Origin of the sequence: Stackebrandtia nassauensis DSM 44728, from assembly GCF_000024545.1 — a bacterium.
GTDB classification, from domain to species: domain Bacteria; phylum Actinomycetota; class Actinomycetes; order Mycobacteriales; family Micromonosporaceae; genus Stackebrandtia; species Stackebrandtia nassauensis.
The window spans coordinates 4,574,500-4,591,197 of the sequence record NC_013947.1 but is presented as its reverse complement, the minus strand read 5'-3'; the positions used below and the strand labels follow the sequence as shown (position 1 = coordinate 4,591,197).

Genomic DNA, 16,698 nt, shown 5'->3' with positions numbered 1-16,698 from the left:
GGTCTGGAACAGTCGCACTCCGGTGGTGGCCACGCCGATCTGGTGTTTCGGCGCGGCCTGTTGGGCCGCGACCACGAGCAGACCCAACAGTTGTCCCATGCCGACGCCGAACAGGAACATCTCGCCGCGGATGATCCACAGTGAGGTGTCGCTTTCGGTCAGTGCCAGCAGGGCCAGCGCGAGGGCACCGAAACCGGTGCCGGAGATCATGAAGTTGCGAGTGGCCCAGCCGCGTTCCATCAGCTTGCCGGACACGATGCCGATGACGAACAGTCCGGCCGCCATCGGGATCATGAACATGCCCGCCGCGGTGGCCTCGATGTCGCGGGCCACCTGGAGGTACACCATCAGGTAGACCATGGTGCCCATCATCGCGACGCCGGTCAGGCCCTGGATCACGAAGGCCAGTCGCACCGTCGGGATGCGGAACAGCGTCAGCGGCAGGATCGGTTCGGCCGCTGTGGACTGTCGCCACAGGAACAGCGCCAGCGTCAGCACGCTGGCGGTGGCCAGGCCCAGGATCACCGGGGAGGTCCAGGCGAACTCGACGCCGCCCCACTCGGTAACCAACAGCGCGCCGGTGGTGAAAGCGGCGGCGAGGCCCGCGCCCAAAAAGTCGATGCGGTGCGCGACCCGGGTGTGGTTGAGCTTCAACACCAGGGCGCCGACCACGATGATGGCCACGCCGAGCGGAATGTTGATCCAGAAGATCCAGCGCCAGTTACCGGCGTCGGCGAACAGGCCGCCGATCACCGGGCCGACGCCCATACCCAGACCGCCGACGAGGCCGCCCATGCTGCCGCTCTGCCGGGAGCCGTCCTGGCCCTCGAAGATCTTGGCGATCACGACCATGGTGACGCTCATGAGACCGCCGCCGCCGATGCCCTGCACAGCGCGAAACGCGATCAGCTGGGTCATGTCGGTGGCGAATCCACACAGGATCGATCCGGCCATGAAGGTGCCGACGGCGGCCAGGAACACCGGCTTGGCGCCGAAGACGTCACACAGTTTGCCGTACAGCGGCAGCGCCGCCGTCGACGCCAGCGCGAAGGCGCTGACCAGCCAGGCGACCTTGTCGACGCCGTGGACGGGGTCCAGTTCGCGCACGATCGGCACCGTGGCGGCCGAGACGATGTTCATGTCGAGCACCGCCAGGATGATCGTCGCCAGACACGCGAACATGCCGATCTTTCGCTGCAACGGGGTCATCGGATTCGTTATCGGGGTTGTCGTCATGCCGGGAACGATAACAACAAACTTGTACTTGGTCAAAAATTATTCCGAGCACATACTTTGAACTGGTACATTAATGTCATGTCGGACGAACTCAGCCTCCGGGAACGCAAGAAGGCGCAGACTCGGCGGGACCTGATCTACACGGCGATCGAACTCGTCAGCGCCAAGGGCTACGACAACGTCACGGTCGCCGAGATCGCCGAGGCCGCGCAGGTGTCGAAGATGACCGTGTTCAACTACTTCGGCAGCAAGGACGACCTGCTCATGGCCGCCCCCGAGCGGCACGTGGACGATCCGACCGAAGCGGTTCGCGACCGCGCGTCCGGGCAGACGCCGGTGGACGCGGTACGCGAGTACTTTCTGGCCGCGCTGCTGGAACAGGATCCCGCCACCGGCCTGAGCGACAACGACACCGTGCGCAAGCTACAGCGGATCGCCTCCGAGGTTCCGTCGTTGCGGATGCGCTGGGCCTCCTATGTCGCCGAGGCACAGCGGCGGCTCGCCGAGTACCTGGCCACAGAGGACGAATGCGACGACCTCACCGCCGACCTCGTGGCCGCCCAGATCGAGGGGGTGCGGATGGCCCTGATCCGCGCGAACATCGTCCGCATGGTCGGGGGCGAGACCGCCGCGGAGGTCTACCCCGAGGCCAAGGCTCGGGCCGAGCGCGCCTTCGCGCTACTGGAGACCGGACTGGGGGATGTGCTGCGGCGCTAGCCGACCGACTTGCGGGCGAGGTCCAAGGCGCGCGGCGTACCGATCGTGGTGAGACGGTCGATGATGTGCCGGGCGCACGCGGCGGGCGACAGCTCGGAGGTGTCGCACTCGATGTCGTAGTCGCCGTGGACGTGCACCCGGGTGAAGTGGAACTCCGCGCGGCCGGGCTCCCGGTCGCCGCGCGCCGCCTCGCGTCGCCGCAACTCCGGCAGTGGACAGTGGACGCCAACGAACACGACCTCGATGCCGTCGAACACGCGCAGACAGTCGGTGAACCACGCTGGTTCCCGCAACACGTGGTCCATCACGACGTCGTTGCCCGCCAACGCCATCCCGGCCACGGCGCGATGGAATCCCAGGACCGTCCGCTCCAGCACCGCACCGAAGGCTTCGGGGCCCAGGCGGTCGGCCCAGCCGTCGGCGCGCATCGCGTTGATGCCGTCCACCGGCATGTGGAAGTACGGCCGGTCGAGTTGGGCCAGCAGTTGCGCGGCGACGCTGGACTTGCCGGAGCTGGTGGTGCCGTTGAGCAGGATGACCCGGCCGGGAGTCTGGTCCGGGTTCGGCGGTTCCATGATCACGTCGCTCACCTTCCGCGGGTCGACGGTCGCCGACCCCGCGACCGGTACGTTAGCCGCCGGGAGGCGGCTTCAGCTCTCGGCTTGGCCGAGACGGGCGGCGATCGTGCGTGCCGTGTCCGCCGGGGCCAGCTCGGTGGTGTCGATGACGTGCGCGGCCTCGCGAAGCCACGGCAGCGCTCGTTCGTACGCGTCGAGGTGGTCCAGCCGCCATGGCCGGGCACCGGCTTCGGCAGTGTCGTTGTCGATGCGATGTGTCAGGGTGTCGCGGTCGGCGTGCAGGACGACGTGGTGGACGGTGAGGCCGAGCCCGTCGAAACCCGACATCAGTTCCTTCCAGTACTGCTCGACCAGCACGGTCTGCGGTATGACCAGCGTGCCGCCGGAGTGGGCGAGGAGTTGCGCGGCCGTGTGCGGCACCAGGTACCGCCACGCCGGATAGTCCTGGAAGTCGCCGACCGGCGGCCGGGAGCGGAGCAGGTGCCGCAGGAGGTGCCCGACCAGCTCGGAGTCGAAGACCAGCGTGTCGGGCAGCAGTTCGGTGAGGCGGGTGACGGTGGTGGTCTTGCCCGCGCCGAAGGTGCCGTTGATCCACACGACGGTGTCGGTGAGTTTGCCGGTCGAGGATGGCTGGTTCATTACTGCGAGTCTGACAGCCGGGGGCGGAAAATCGGTGGCGGCGGTGAAGGGGCTAAACCTAGGCTGCGCGGATGCTGTATCAACATCCACTGTCCTATCTGCTCGGTTTGCAGGGCGTCGCGTTGTTGCGGGCCTGGGGCGGGGAGCACGATCGACAGTTCGTCCACGAGCGCATCGCGGACATTCGTCGGTTGCTCGACGACATGGAGAAGTTCGGGGACGGGGGAACCGCGAAGGAACTGTCCGTTGAGGACGTATATGCGTCCTGGGCTGCGGTGTACGACGAGCCCGGCAACGGCTTGATCGACATGGAACAGCCCCGGATGCGGGAACTGCTGGACGCCCTGGAGCCCGGCGTCGCGCTCGATGCCGCCTGCGGGACGGGGCGGCACGCCGCGTACCTGGCCGGGCGGGGGCATCAGGTCATCGGGGTGGATTCCTCGGCCGAGATGCTCGCCGTGGCAAGGGAGAAGCTGCCGGAGGTGGAGTTCCACCAGGCCGGGCTGGACGCGTTGCCGGTACCGGACTCGCATGTGGACGTGATCGTGTGCGCGCTGGCGTTGTGCCACGTGCCCGACCTGGCGCCGGTGTTCGCCGAGTTCGCGCGGGTGCTCAAACCCGGTGGGCGGCTTGTCATCTCGGACACCCGGGGGTTGCTCGACAACTTCGACCACCCGCTGGTGCGATACGACGATGCGGGGGTGGCGACGTATTCGCTCAACAAGCATCGCTCGGCGGCCGAATACCTGAAGGTCGCGCTGCCGTTGGGGTTGGACGTGCGGCACTGCGCCGAGTATGGAGTGGACGGTGACTACGTGGACGAGAACGGCGTACCGGCCGGGGCGGCTTCGGATCGGGCGCCCGACCATGATCCCGCCCGGATGCCGAACGTGTGGGCGCTGCACCCGTTCGCGGTGGCGGCCACCAACGCCGCCACCCGGGGCAACCCGAGCCTGATCGTGTGGGAGTTCCAGGCGCGGGAGGGCTAAGCAGTTCTGGCCCGGGCTGGCGGCGGTGGCGCGCAGCAGGTCGCGCACCAGGTCGAAGTCGATGGCCTCGGGTTTGCGGAACCGCAGGCAGCCCTTGCCCATGTCGTGGTCGGCCAGCCGCTCGGCGAAGGCGTCGCGGACGTCGGTGCGCAGCAGGTAGAACGAGATGTACTGCTTCTGGCTGGCGAAGGCGACCCCGCCGAAACCGTCGCGGTCGTAGGCGGGCATGCCGTAGGCCATCGCCTCGGTGAAGCCCGGCAGTTCGGCGACGCACAGGTCCCGCAACCGGGTCAGCGCCTCGCGGCGGCCGTCCGGCAGTTCGGCCAGGTACTCGTCGACGGTTGCGGCCTTGCTGCTCACCATGTCCGCGACACTACGCCGCGTGTGCGACGGTCCAGAAGATTTCTCCCGTGACGGTGATGAATCCGGGCAGCCGCGCGGATCTACCTCCATGACAGCACGACGATCATGTGAGGAGCAGGGATATGTCGCAGGCGAACGAGAAGCTCGCGGTGGAGTTCATCGAGGCGTTCGGACGCGGGGACCGCGAGGCGCTGACCGGATATCTGACCGAGGACGTGGTGTTCGAGAGCCCCCGGGTGCGGTTGGCCGGGGTGGCGGAGGTCAGCGCGGCGATCGCCGGGTTCGGTACGGCGATCACGGAGTTGAGCATCGAGACCGTGTTCGCCGACGAGCATCGGGCCCTGGTCGCGTACACGATGATGGCCGGTCCGTTGGGACCGCTGCGGGCGGTGGATCGGCTGGAGTTCCGGGACGGGCGGATCGCCGCCGACACCGTCGTGTTCGACACCTATCCGGTGCGGCGGGCCGAAGCTCCCGGACGCGGTACCGAGGCCACCGTCATCCAGTACCGGACGCTGCCCGAAGCGGCCGACGCCAACGAGAAGCTGGTCGCCGACGTGTTCGAGCAGCTGGCTGCCGAGGACCCCGGCGGGGTGCGGTACGTGTCGTTGCGGCTGGACGACGGCGTCGGTTTCGTCCACGTCGTGATCAACGAACCCGGCGGCACGAACCTGACCGAACTGAGTTCCTTCGCCGAGTTCCAGCGCGAGTTCTCAGATCGGGTTCCCGACGGCCCCACGCGATCGGGAGCGAAGCTCATCGGCCAGTACCGGATGGTCGGCTAGATTCGACACCGTCGAAAGAGGAGGCACATGGCCACGGCCACCCGCGAGGACGAGTTCGCCCGGCGTGCCGAGCCGTTGCGGCCCGAGCTGCTGGGCTTCTGTTACCGGATGCTGGGTTCGGTCCACGAGGCCGAGGACGTGCTCCAGGACGCGCTGTTGCGGGCCTGGCGGGCGTTTCCGCGGTTCGAGGACCGCTCCTCGCTGCGGACCTGGCTGTACCGGATCACCACCAACGCGTGCCTGCGGGCGCTGGAGCGGGCGAAGCGGCGGCCGTTGCCGTCCGGGTGGGGCGACGCCAGCGCCGATCCGGAGGCGCCGGTGCCGTCGCAGACGTCGGATGTGCCGTGGCTGCAACCGTTCCCCGACGATCCGGCCTCGGTCGTGGAGGGCCGGGAGAGCATGCGGCTGGCGTTGGTCGCGGCGCTGCAACTGCTGCCGCCCCGGCGGCGGGTGGTGCTGATCCTGCGGGACGTCCTGGAGTGGCGGGCCGGGGAGGTGGCCGAGTTCCTCGACACCACCCCGGCGGCCGTCAACAGTCTGTTGCAGCACGCGCGGAGCCAGCTGCGGCGCGCGAACCCGAAGGCGGTACGGGAGGTCGGGCCGTTGACGGCGCGGCAGCGGGAGTTCGTCGACCGGTACGCGAAGGCGTTCGCCGAGGCCGACCTGGACGCGCTGACCGCCGCGTTGTCGGCCGACGCGGTGTGGGAGATGCCGCCGTATCCGACCTGGTTCGCCGGGCGGGACCACGTGGTGCGGTTCCTGGCCACGAAACTGGGCGACGGCGGTGGCCGCCGGTTCGTGCGGGTGTCGGCCAACGGGCAACCGGCGCTGGCGCTGTACCTGCGGGACGGGGACGGCTTCGCGGCGTACGCGGTGCACGTCCTCGACGTGGGTGAGGCCGGGGTCGAGCACGTCGTCGCGTTCATGGATCCGGGGCTGTTCGCGGGTTTCGGGTTGCCGCCGCGGATCGCGGCGGACGATGCCCGCGACGCCTAGTCCAGATCGTGAGACCAGATTGCCGGATAGCGGGACGGTTCCGGTATGGTGGCGCGGTCAGACGTAACGACGGTTAAGGGGAAACAGGGAATGACGCGCATCGCGGTGATCGGCGGCGACGGAATCGGTCAAGAGGTGACCGCCGAAGCACGCAAGGTTCTCGCCGTGGCGCTTCCCAACCTGGAGGCCAACGAGTACGACCTCGGGGCCAGCCGCTACCACGCCACCGGCGAGGTGCTGCCCGAATCGGTGCAGGCCGAACTGGACCAGCACGACGCGATCCTGCTGGGCGCCGTCGGCGACCCGACGGTTCCGCCGGGCGTGCTGGAGCGCGGGCTGCTGTTGAAGCTGCGCTTCGACTTCGACCAGTACGTGAACCTGCGGCCGTCCAAGTTGCTGCCCGGCGCCGAGACGCCGCTGGCCGACGTCAAGGCCGGTGAGATCGACCTGGTGGTGGTGCGCGAGGGCACCGAGGGCCTGTACGCGGGCGCCGGGGGAGTGCTCCACAAGGGCACCTCCGCCGAGATCGCCACCGAGGAGAGCCTCAACACCCGCTACGGCACCGAACGCGTCGTGCGCGACGCCTTCGAACGGGCCAAGCGCCGCGACCGCAAACACGTCACCTGCGTCCACAAGACCAACGTGCTGTCGTACGCCGGTGGCCTGTGGCGCCGCACCTTCGACGAGGTCGCCACCGAGTACCCGGACGTGACGACCGACTACCAGCACATCGACGCCGCGGCCATGTTCATGGTGAACCGGCCGCAGCACTTCGACGTCGTCGTCACCGACAACCTGTTCGGCGACATCCTCACCGACATCGCCGCCGCCGTCACCGGCGGCATCGGGCTGGCCGCCTCCGGCAACGTCAACCCCGACCACGCGCACCCGTCGATGTTCGAGCCGGTGCACGGCTCGGCCCCCGACATCGCCGGCCAGGGCATCGCCGACCCCATAGCCGCGATCCTGTCCACGTCCCTGCTGCTGGACCACATCGGCCAGGGCGAGGCCGCCACCGCGGTCAGCCAGGCCGTCACCGCCGAACTGTCCGGGCGAACCCCGGGCGAGCCGCTCAGCACCGCGGCCGTCGGCGATCGAGTAGCCGCCCGAGTAGCCGAGATCCTCGGCTAGCTCACTCGCGGCACCTGCACTTTCACTCAGCGCCCGGGTGGGTTCGCCCGCCGGGTGCTTTTCTTCGCGTTTCGGGCACCCTGGCGGACGGGCTGATCCGTCGGCCTTAACGAAGGGTAAGTTCTGATGACAACCACCAAACTCGCTTCCCGCACTGCCGAGGAGCGCCAGACAACGACGTCTCGCGGAGGTCTAGACATGATTGGCGGCGACCTGCCCCAGTTCGACATCCGGCCTAATCCGCGTCCGCGGTCGGCGGCCGAGCGCGCCGAGATTCTCGCCAACCCCGGCTTCGGACTCCACTTCACCGACCACATGGTCACCATCCAGTACACCGAGGGACAGGGCTGGCACGACCCGACGGTCCAGGCCTACGGCCCGATCCAGATGTCCCCGGCCACGGCCGTGCTGCACTACGCCCAGGAGATCTTCGAGGGCATGAAGGCCTACCACCGGGCCGACGGCAAGATCGGCCTGTTCCGGGCCGACGAGAACGCCCGCCGGTTCCAGCGCTCGGCCGAGCGGATGGCCATGGCCCAGCTGCCCGAGGAGTGGTTCCTGGCCTCGTTGCAGGCGCTGATCGACGTCGACAAGTCCTGGGTTCCCGACGACGAGGACTCCAGCCTGTACCTGCGGCCGTTCATGTTCGCCAACGAGGCGTTCCTGGGCGTCAGACCCGCCAAGGAGTTCCTGTACTGCGTCATCGCCTCACCGGCGGGCGCCTACTTCAAGTCCGGCCCCAAGCCGGTGAGCCTGTGGGTCTCGCAGGAGTACACCCGCGCGGCTCCCGGCGGCACCGGCGCGGCCAAGTGCGGCGGCAACTACGCCACCAGCCTGCGACCGCAGTCGGAGGCCATCGAGAACGGCTGCGAGCAGGTGGTGTTCCTGGACGCGGTGCACCGCAAGTACATCGACGAGCTCGGCGGCATGAACATCTTCTTCGTCTACGAGGCCGAGAAGAAGATCGTGACCCCCGAACTGGGCACGATCCTGGCCGGTGTCACCCGCGACGCCGTCCTCACCCTGGGCCGCGACCTCGGCTACCGGGTGGAGGAGCGGCAGTACAGCTTCGAGGAGTGGAAGGCCGACGCGCTGTCGGGCAGCCTCTCCGAGACCTTCGCCTGCGGCACCGCCGCGGTGCTGACCCCGGTCGGCACGGTGCGCGACCACACCGGCGAGTTCCACGCCTCGGGTGGCAAGGCCGGTGAGCTGACGATGAAGCTGCGCCAGACGCTGCTGGACATCCAGCACGGTAAGGCCGCCGACCCGTACGGGTGGACCAGCGTCATCGGCTGACCGGCGAACTCGGCCGCGCGGTCGAAAAGCCGGTTGTGGACATACCCGACACTCAATACCTTGATGGCCATGGAATGGGTCGAGGGTTTCTACTCCACCACCGGCAAGTGGTGGGCCGATGCCGAAAGCGACGTGTCCGATCGCGACCGTGACCGGGCCGCGTCACTGTCCCGCTGGCTCGGCCCGGAGCGCGGCCGGGTGCTCGAACTGGGCAGCGGCTACGGCAACACCGCCGCCGCGATCGCGCAGGCCGGTCACGAGGTGATCGGCGTGGAGATCAGCGACCGGATCGACGCGGCGAGCCGCCATGCCGCCCCGGACTCGCCGCGCTTCGTCCAGGCCGACTTCTACGGCGTGGAGCTGCCCGGCCGCTTCGACGCGGTGTGCTACTTCAACGGCTTCGGGATCGGCACGGACGCCGACCAGCGGCGGCTGCTGCGCCGGATCGCCAGCGAGTGGCTGACGGGCAACGGTGTCGCACTCATCGACGTGTTCAATCCGTTCGTGTGGGCGAGCTGGGACGGTGACGAGGAACTGCTGCGCGCCAGACCGGAAGCCGGGTACCGCCACGAACTGCGGCAACTGAACCGATTCGATCCCGTCAACGGCCGGGCGGTGGACACCTGGTGGCGCACCGACGAACCTCAGCGCGGCTTCACCCAGGACCTGCGCTGCTACACCCCCGCCGACCTGAGGTTGCTGTTGGAGGGCACGGGGTTGCGGCTGAGTGCCGTGGTCGTCGGCGACGAGGAACTGGACCTGGCGAAGCCGCACGTCAGCCACCAGCCGCTGTTGACCGACCGCCACGAGTATCTCGCCGTGCTGCGGCCCGACGGGTCCTAGACCGCGTTCGGGTTCGCGGGCCTCAACCAGACAACGCGGTCGGGGAGGAACCGGCCAGCAGTCGGTGCGGTTTTCCGCCGCCGTCGGCTTCGACGGTGAACACGGCGGGTTTGTCGTCGTGGGACTTGGCGTAGCCGACGGTGTGGTTGTCGAGCCAGGCGGCCTGGTCGTCGATGTGGGCCTTTTCGGACAGTGCGGTGTCCTTGCCGGACTTGAGGTTGAGGACGTGGAGTCGCCAGCGGTCGCCGTCGCGGTGCTTGTAGGCGATGCGGGTGCCGTCAGGGGACAGCGACGGGCACTCGACGTTCTCGCGTAGCGCGGTGAGGGTCTTGTCGCGCAGGTCGCCGCGGATCAGCCAGGTCGTGTCGCCGGAGGCCATGGTGGCGTAGAAGGTGTGGCCGTCGTCGGTGAAGGTGATGCCCCAGTAGTTGAGGTTCTCGCGTTCGAACTTCTTGTCGTCTACATAGGCGGTGAAGTCTTCGAGGGAACCGTAGTGGGCCTTGGTTTTGAGATCGTAGATTCCGGCGGTGGTGGAGAAGCGGCCGTTGGCCATGTAGGAGTCGCCCTCGCGGAACACCGTCCAGGCTACGAAGCGGCCGTCGGCCGACATTCGGGTGCGGCTGGGGATGCCCCACAGCGGCAGGTTCAGCTTTTGCTTGAGTTTGCCGTCGTAGACGGTGATCTCGGAGGAGAACTGCTGGTTGAGGGCGCGCAGGCAGGACAGGCGTCCGGCGGCTGCGGCGGCGCGTTCGCAGCGGGGGCCGGTGCCGAGAGTGTCGCCGTCGCGGTCGGCCAGGCGAGTGCGGCCGTCGGTGTCGACGTAGACGATGCCGTCTTTACGGTCGAGGTCGAAGCCGTCGCTGTTGGCTTCGGAGCTTGTGGACATGCCGCGCCAGGTGACGTAGCCGGTGCCAAGCAACAGGACCAGGACGATCGCGGCCACGCCGTAGACCGTGCGGCGAGGGATGGCGGACAGTTTGCTCATTGCGTTCCCTTCGTGAGGCTTTGGGAGCCGGGAGCCGGGAGCCGGGAGCCGGGAGCCGGAGGGCGGCGCGGCTGCGGCCGTCACGGGCTCGGCTTTCGTAGGCAGAGGACGGCGCTGGCGGTTACGGCTGCCGCGAGTGCTGCGGCGGCGAAGCCGAAGGCGGTGGACAGGGCGACGGTTTGGGCCACGATGCCGAAGACCACCGCGCCGCCAGCTCGGGCCAGGGCCTGGGTGGTTTGGATGACGGCCATGCCGGTGGCGCGGACCGAGTCGGGGATGGATGGTCCGATGTGGGCCATGAGGACGCCGTCGGAGCAGGCGTAGAAGACGCCGTGCATGGCGAGTACCGCGACGGCAATCGGCCAGCCGGATGCCGTGCCGGTCAGGGCCAGGTAGCCGCCGAGCAGTAGTAGGTGCCCGGCCAGGAAGACGCGCCACCGTCCCAGCCGGTCGGCGACGCGGCCCACCGGGGCCGCCGCGAGCATGAAGGTCAGGGCGCTGCCCAGCGGCAGCAGCGGCAAGGCTTGGGGCGGTAGGCCGAGTTGCCGCTGGATCGCCAGGTACAGGAACATGTCGCCGACCGTCGCGACGCCGAGGATGCCGGTGGCCAGCCAGACGCGGCGCAGTCGGGCGTCAGTGACCGCCGACAGCGCGGCGCGGACGGTGGCGCGGCGGTGACCGGGGGCGGCGGGCGGGTTGTTGACGAAGAACGCCAGGATGAGCACGCCGACGACGGCGAGGCAGAAGCTGACGACGAACACCTGGTCGTAGCCGCCCGCGACCCCGGCGAGGAGGGCGAAGGCCAACAGTGGACCCAGCAGGGCTCCGGCGGTGTCGAGGGCCCGGTGGACGCCGAAGGCGCGGCCCAGCGCTTCGGGCGCGGTGGCGGCGGTGATGAGGGCGTCGCGAGGCGCGGTGCGGATGCCCTTGCCCGCCCGGTCGAGACCCACGAGGGTGCCGATGCCGCCCAGGGAGGCGCCCACCAGCGGGAAGCCCAGTTTGGTGGCGGCCGACAGGCCGTAGCCGGACAGCGCGACGGCCTTGGGGCGGTTGAGCCGGTCGGCGGCGAAGCCGCCGCCGAGGCGCAGCAGGGCGGTCGCTCCGGTGTAGAGCCCGTCCAGCATTCCCAGGTGGAGGTAGCCGAGGCCCAGCCCGTACATGAGGTACATCGGCAGGATCGCGGTGATCATCTCGGCCGACATGTCGGTGACCAGGCTGACCAGTCCCAGGGCGATGACGGTACCGCCGACGCGGCGGGCGGCGGGGGTGGCCGTGGTGGTGCGGGCCGAGTCGGCGGCGCGGGTGGCCGACAGATACATCGCTGAGCCTCCGAGGGTCTCGTCGGCCCGGCCGGTGAGGATTGACGTGCCGGATCAGTGTCCTCACCGGCCGGACCGTCTCGTGGATGGTCGGTCAGGGCCTAGGCGGAAGCCTTGTGGCAGCCGCCTTCCACGTGATCGGTGAAGTCGCGTCCGGCCACCGGGACGAAGTCCATGGAGTAGCCGGTCGCGGTCAGGTCGAACTTTCCGACGCCGAAGGTGTCGTTGTTGAACACCTCGCTGGGTCCGTCGGAACCGCCGGGCACGTCGTACAGTGCCCGGCCGCCGGTGCCGATGACGAAGCTGCGCAGGCCCTTGTCGTCGTCCTGCGAACCGTCGGGCGCCGCCGGGGCGAAGCGCTCGTAGTGGTGGTCGTGGCCGGTGATGAACAGGTCGGCCTGGTTGTCGTACAGGGCTGAGAAGATGTCGTCCATTCCGGAGTCGTCACCGTGTTCACCACTGGAGAACCGGGGGTGGTGCGTGTACGCGGCGGTGCAGGGCTTCGTGTTGGACGCGAGGTCGTCGGCCAGCCACTGTCCCTGTTCGGAATCGGGGTCGAAGTCGATCTCGCTGTTGACCGCCACGAAGTGCCAGTCGCCGACGTCGTAGGAGTAGTAGCCCTTACCGGCCTCCCCGGCGTTGTCGCCGAAGTACTCGTAGTAGCCCTCGCCGTCGGTGTGGTACTCGTGGTTACCGGGTGCGGGACGGGTCTTGTCCTTGAAGGCTCCCCAGGTCGGGTCGTACTGCTCCTGGAACTCGTCCAAAGTGCCGTCCTCGTAGGCGTTGTCGCCCGCCGTGAACACCGATGCCGGGTTGATGTTCGTGATGAGGTCGTCGGTCTGGTTGCAGGCGTCGCCGCAGATGTCCCCGGCTCCGGCCACCGTCACGGTCTCCTTCGTCAAAGCCTTGGAGCCGTACTGGAACGCGTCGATCTCATATCCACTGTCCTTGTCGGACAGTTTCGGCTCGACGGTGACGCACTCGCCGGAGAAGGCCCGCGAGTAGAACGCCTTGCCGGGCCAGTGCCGGTTCGTGAAGGTGAACGTCCCACCCTCGGAACCGGTCACGGTCAGCGAGTCCTCGCCGTTCAGATCCAGTTCGGTGAACCGGAACCGCTGCCAGCTGGCGCCGTCGTGGCACAACTCCCGCTTCGCGGCCTTGGAACCGGTGCCGGACGCCGATATCGGCGCCTCCTTCGCGCCGGGTTCGGCCACCTGCGTGACCATGTCGGTGAGTTTCGGGACTGTGGGGGCGTCGTCGGCCGAGTTCTGGTTCGCCGACGATTCGGTGGCCACGAAACCGACGGTGGCGATGAGTATCACCGCGCCGGTCGCGGTCAACAGTCGTTGTCTGAGTTTGCGTGGTTTCGGCAAGTCGTTCCTCCTGGTGCGTTCGGAAAGGACCTTGCGGTAACCGTGATTGAAGTAGCTCAGGCCGCCGGTCGCAGCAGGCAATCACCGACGATCGGGATAACTCTGAAAATGAGCTCGCACCGGCGCCGAGGGGGCCGCCGGTGCGAGCCAGTGCGGGTCAGGAAACCGTCACGTCGTCGAGTTGGGCCTCAAACAGGCTGCCGCCACCAGCGTCAGCCGCTTGCACGAGGATCGTGACCTCCTTGCCCGCGTATCGGGAAAGGTCTACCGTTGCCGTCTTCCAGGAACCGGCCTTCTCGGACGCGGCGCCCAGCGACTCCCAGACTTTCGTCGTCCCGGAGGCGTCGACGACACTGACGCGCAGGTAGTCGTCGGCGCTGGAGTTGTCGCCGTGCGCGACGTTGTACGCGAACGACAGGCCCGCCGTCCCCGACGGGACCGTGAACGCCGGTGACCTCACCGAGGTGACGCCGCCGTCGAGATCGTTGTCGCCGTAGGCGGATCCGGCGGCGCGGCCGGTGCTCAGCGCGTTCGAGCCGCTGGCGGTGGTGCCCAGTTGCTTGACCTGGTCGCTGTACGTCGACGTCGTTTGGTCCGGGTCGCCGCGCTCCCAGATCCCGGTCGCGGCGGTGTCGGTTCCGGCCGGGTTGACCACCCAGCCCCGCTCGGCCTCGAAGTCGTCCGACAGTCCGGCGTCATTGGGGTCTCGGACCGTGACCGTGACTGCGAAGGTGCGCGAGGTGTCGCCGGACTTCGCGGTCACGGTGACGGTGTGGCTGCCGATCGCGGCGGTACTCGCCGCCGTGAACGTCAGTCTCGACGTGGCCTGACCGTTGGCCGGTGGGGTGACGGTCGCGGGGGAGAAGGCCGCGGTGACGCCCGAGGGCAGGCCGGACGCGGACAACGCCACCGCCGAGCCGAAGCCGCCGCTGCTGGCGACGGTCGCGGTCGTCTCGGCGCTGGTGCCCTGCGGCAGTGACAGCGCCGACGGGTTCGCCGTGACCCCGAAGTCCGGGGTCTTGGCGGCGTTGTGGCATTCGCCCTCGACGTGGTCGGTGAAGGTGCGTCCGGCGACCGGCACGAAGTCCATCGTGTACCCGGTGGCGGTCAGCTGGAACTTGCCGACGCCGAAGGTGTTGTTGTTGAACTTCTCGCTGGGACCGGCCGAATTGGAGGTACTGGAGTACAGGTTGCGTCCGCCGGTGCCGATGACGAAGGCGCGCACGCCGTTCGGATCCTCGGCACCGTTGGAGCGGGCCGGGGCGAAGCGTTCGTAGTGGTGGTCGTGTCCGGTGACGAAGATGTCGGCCTTGTTGGCGTACAGGGCGTCGTACAGGGCCGTCATGCCGGTGTCGTCGCCGTGGTCGCCGCTGGAGAACCGGGGGTGGTGCGTGTAGGCGGCGGTGCACGGTTTGGTGTTGGCCGCCAGGTCGGCGCGCAGCCATTTCTCCTGTGTGGAACCGGCGCCGTGCGAGATGTCGCTGTTGAGCGCCACGAAGTGCCAGTCGCCGACGTCGTAGGAGTAGTAGCCCTTGCCGCGTTCGCCAGCCGGGCCGGTGTTGTTGCCGGTGCCGTTGAAGTAGTCGAAGTATCCCGACGCGCCGGAGGTCTGGTACTCGTGGTTGCCGGGGGTGGGGTGCGTCTTGGACTTGAACCTGCCCCAGGTGGGGTCGTACTGGTTGCGGTACTGCGACAGGGTTCCGCTCTCGTAGGCGTTGTCCCCGGCGGTGAACACCGCCGCCGGGTTGATGTTCGCGATGAGATCGTCGGTCTGGTTGCAGGCCGAGCCGCAGATGTCACCGGCACCGGCGACCGTCACGCTGGCCTGGCTGAGCGGCTGCTCGCCGTACTGGTAGGCGTCGACGGCGAAGCGGCTGTCCGCATCGGACAGATCCGGGGTCACGGTGACGCAGGAACCGGGCAGCGCCCGGGTGTGGAACGCCTTGCCGGGCCAGTTGTCGGCGTCGAGCTTCAGGCTGCCGCCCGACGAGCCGCGCAGCCGGATCGTGTCGTCGCCGCGCAGGTCGAGCTTGGTGAAGCGGATCCGCAGCCACCTGGCGTCCTCGGCGCAGATCGAGCGGGAGCCGGTGGCGGCCGCGCCGCGGCCGGACACCGAGGTGGCGGCCTGTTTGGTGCCGGGCTCGCGCACCTGGGTGACCTGCTCGGCGAGTGCGGGGACGTCGGGGCTCTTCTTGTCGGGCGGTGAGGTCTCGTTCGCGAACGACTGCGACGCCGCCAGCGCCGTGGCCGCGATGACCACGACGGTGGCCGTGGCCAGCAGCCGGGGACCGAATTTCCGTCTTTCGGGCATGTCAAACCTTCGGGTTCTCAACCGGACGCGGGCTCGTCCGGGGCTTTCGTGATTAGACCGCCGGACGTGACGGTGACGCAGTAGCCGATTGTGTCTGAGCTGGAAAACTCTGGATGAAAAGTTGCGACATGTCGATGCGTGAATGTGCGATCGGCGGTAACATTCGGCGACCGAAAAGCGGCAGGCAGTTCGCGAACCACCCCCCAATCCAAGAGGTACCCGATGCGAAGCCCATTCAGTTCGGCGCTGCGGGCAGCGATCACCTCCAGTGGACACAGTCTGGAAAATCTGTCGGAACAGTTGCGCGCCAGGGGAACCCCGGCGGGCGTCTCGACGCTCAGCAGCTGGCAGAGCGGCGTCAACCACCCCGAACGGCGCGCGTCGCTGGCGGCGCTGGAGGGCATCGAGGAACTGCTCGGCCTGGAACCGCAGGCGCTGCTGGCGCTGATCCCGGAGCGCAAACCCCGGGGCCGGTGGCGGCCGCCCTCGGCGACGACGCTGCCGCACCAGCGGATGTGGCGCTCGCCGCGCGCGGTGGAGCGGGTGCTGGCCAAACTGGACGCGGTTCCCGAGGACCTGTACGTCCCGGCCCGGGTCTCGCGGTCGGTGAAGATCTACCTCGACTCCGAGGGGCACGAGCGCAAGTCCCACCACCGGCTGCTGGTCCGCGGTGAGACCGGCCGCGCCGACCGGCTGATCTCGTTGCTGCGCACCGATTCGCTGCCGCAGCCGCCCAGCGTCTACGACACCGTGGGGTGCCGCGCGGGCCGGATGCGCGCCGATGTGCCCGGCCTGCTGTCGGCCTTCGAGCTGACCTTCGACGAGCCGCTGCTGCCCGGGGAGCTGCGGGTCGTCGAGTTCGGCATCCACTACCCGCCGGGGCAGAACGAACGCCACTACGACCTGCGGATCCCGCCGGGGGTGCGGGATCTGGCGCTCCAGGTCGAGTTCGATCCGGCCCGGCTGCCGTCGCGCTGCCGGGGCTTCTACCAGGCCGCGCAGGAACGTCCCGAACGCGTGCTGTCGGAATCGGTTCCGCCGCAACCGTTGTCGCGGTTCCAGTGCGTCGTGCTGGACCCGCAGCCGGGCATCTACGGGGTGCGCTGGGACTGGACTTAGGGTGTGTCCTGTGGGTCT

At 68.6% G+C, this 16,698-nt stretch carries 14 protein-coding genes and 2 pseudogenes; 8 read left to right on the top strand and 8 right to left on the bottom strand.

Going from position 1 to position 16,698, the window contains the following annotated elements:
- Positions 1-39: 39 nt before the first annotated feature.
- Positions 40-1,140: pseudogene (locus tag SNAS_RS36840) on the bottom strand (MFS transporter); the annotation flags it as partial.
- A 174-nt stretch (positions 1,141-1,314) separates the two neighbouring features.
- Between SNAS_RS36840 and SNAS_RS21195 the strand changes: the two are divergent.
- A complete protein-coding gene (locus SNAS_RS21195) occupies positions 1,315-1,953 on the top strand; it encodes a TetR/AcrR family transcriptional regulator (protein WP_013019515.1) in 639 nt (212 codons plus the stop codon).
- Here the strand turns inward: SNAS_RS21195 and SNAS_RS21190 are convergent.
- Positions 1,950-2,528 carry a chloramphenicol phosphotransferase CPT family protein gene (locus tag SNAS_RS21190; RefSeq protein ID WP_013019514.1) on the bottom strand — a complete coding sequence of 193 codons (579 nt, stop codon included), beginning with the start codon at positions 2,526-2,528 and terminating at the stop codon, positions 1,950-1,952. The two genes, SNAS_RS21195 and SNAS_RS21190, sit on opposite strands and share 4 nt — an antisense overlap.
- Positions 2,529-2,603: 75 nt before the next feature.
- Positions 2,604-3,170, bottom strand: coding sequence for a P-loop nucleotide/nucleoside kinase family protein (locus SNAS_RS21185; RefSeq protein WP_052305084.1), 567 nt, complete (start codon positions 3,168-3,170; stop codon positions 2,604-2,606).
- 71 nt (positions 3,171-3,241) lie between these two features.
- Here SNAS_RS21185 and SNAS_RS21180 point away from each other — a divergent pair, with 71 nt between their 5' ends.
- Positions 3,242-4,159, top strand: coding sequence for a class I SAM-dependent methyltransferase (locus SNAS_RS21180; RefSeq protein WP_013019512.1), 918 nt, complete (start codon positions 3,242-3,244; stop codon positions 4,157-4,159).
- On the opposite strand, the pseudogene SNAS_RS37720 reads toward SNAS_RS21180, so the two are convergent.
- Positions 4,160-4,522, bottom strand: a pseudogene (locus SNAS_RS37720) (iron chaperone); the annotation flags it as partial.
- Between the two features lie 122 nt (positions 4,523-4,644).
- On the opposite strand from SNAS_RS37720, the gene SNAS_RS34285 reads away from it, so the two are divergent.
- The 5 genes from SNAS_RS34285 to SNAS_RS21155 all read left to right on the top strand — a co-directional run bounded on the left by SNAS_RS34285 (position 4,645) and on the right by SNAS_RS21155 (position 9,573).
- Entirely contained in the window at positions 4,645-5,307 is a 663-nt protein-coding gene (locus tag SNAS_RS34285) for a nuclear transport factor 2 family protein (RefSeq protein ID WP_013019511.1), read from the top strand.
- Positions 5,308-6,303 carry an RNA polymerase subunit sigma-70 gene (locus tag SNAS_RS21170; RefSeq protein ID WP_341871794.1) on the top strand — a complete coding sequence of 332 codons (996 nt, stop codon included), beginning with the start codon at positions 5,308-5,310 and terminating at the stop codon, positions 6,301-6,303.
- A 90-nt stretch (positions 6,304-6,393) separates the two neighbouring features.
- Positions 6,394-7,434 (top strand): 3-isopropylmalate dehydrogenase, encoded by a 1,041-nt coding sequence (locus tag SNAS_RS21165; protein ID WP_013019509.1) that lies wholly within the window; start codon positions 6,394-6,396, stop codon positions 7,432-7,434.
- Between the two features lie 198 nt (positions 7,435-7,632).
- Entirely contained in the window at positions 7,633-8,730 is a 1,098-nt protein-coding gene (locus SNAS_RS21160) for a branched-chain amino acid aminotransferase (RefSeq protein WP_013019508.1), read from the top strand.
- Positions 8,731-8,799: 69 nt separating this feature from the next.
- Entirely contained in the window at positions 8,800-9,573 is a 774-nt protein-coding gene (locus SNAS_RS21155) for a class I SAM-dependent methyltransferase (RefSeq protein WP_041626621.1), read from the top strand.
- A 22-nt stretch (positions 9,574-9,595) separates the two neighbouring features.
- Here the strand turns inward: SNAS_RS21155 and SNAS_RS21150 are convergent, their stop codons facing one another.
- The 4 genes from SNAS_RS21150 to SNAS_RS21135 form a co-directional block, all read right to left on the bottom strand.
- Positions 9,596-10,558: a PD40 domain-containing protein gene (locus SNAS_RS21150; protein ID WP_013019506.1), complete on the bottom strand. Its 963-nt coding sequence runs from the start codon at positions 10,556-10,558 to the stop codon at positions 9,596-9,598.
- An 80-nt stretch (positions 10,559-10,638) separates the two neighbouring features.
- On the bottom strand, positions 10,639-11,877 hold the full coding sequence (locus SNAS_RS21145) for an MFS transporter (protein WP_013019505.1): 1,239 nt from the start codon (positions 11,875-11,877) through the stop codon (positions 10,639-10,641).
- A 101-nt stretch (positions 11,878-11,978) separates the two neighbouring features.
- The gene (locus SNAS_RS21140) at positions 11,979-13,250 is read right to left on the bottom strand and encodes a metallophosphoesterase family protein (protein ID WP_013019504.1); all 1,272 of its coding nucleotides are present in this window, start codon (positions 13,248-13,250) and stop codon (positions 11,979-11,981) included.
- Between the two features lie 157 nt (positions 13,251-13,407).
- The gene (locus SNAS_RS21135; protein ID WP_013019503.1) at positions 13,408-15,561 is read right to left on the bottom strand and encodes a metallophosphoesterase; all 2,154 of its coding nucleotides are present in this window, start codon (positions 15,559-15,561) and stop codon (positions 13,408-13,410) included.
- 222 nt (positions 15,562-15,783) lie between these two features.
- Between SNAS_RS21135 and SNAS_RS21130 the strand changes: the two genes are divergently transcribed.
- Complete coding sequence (locus tag SNAS_RS21130) at positions 15,784-16,680, top strand: hypothetical protein (RefSeq protein ID WP_013019502.1); 897 nt, start codon at positions 15,784-15,786, stop codon at positions 16,678-16,680.
- Positions 16,681-16,698: the final 18 nt, after the last annotated feature.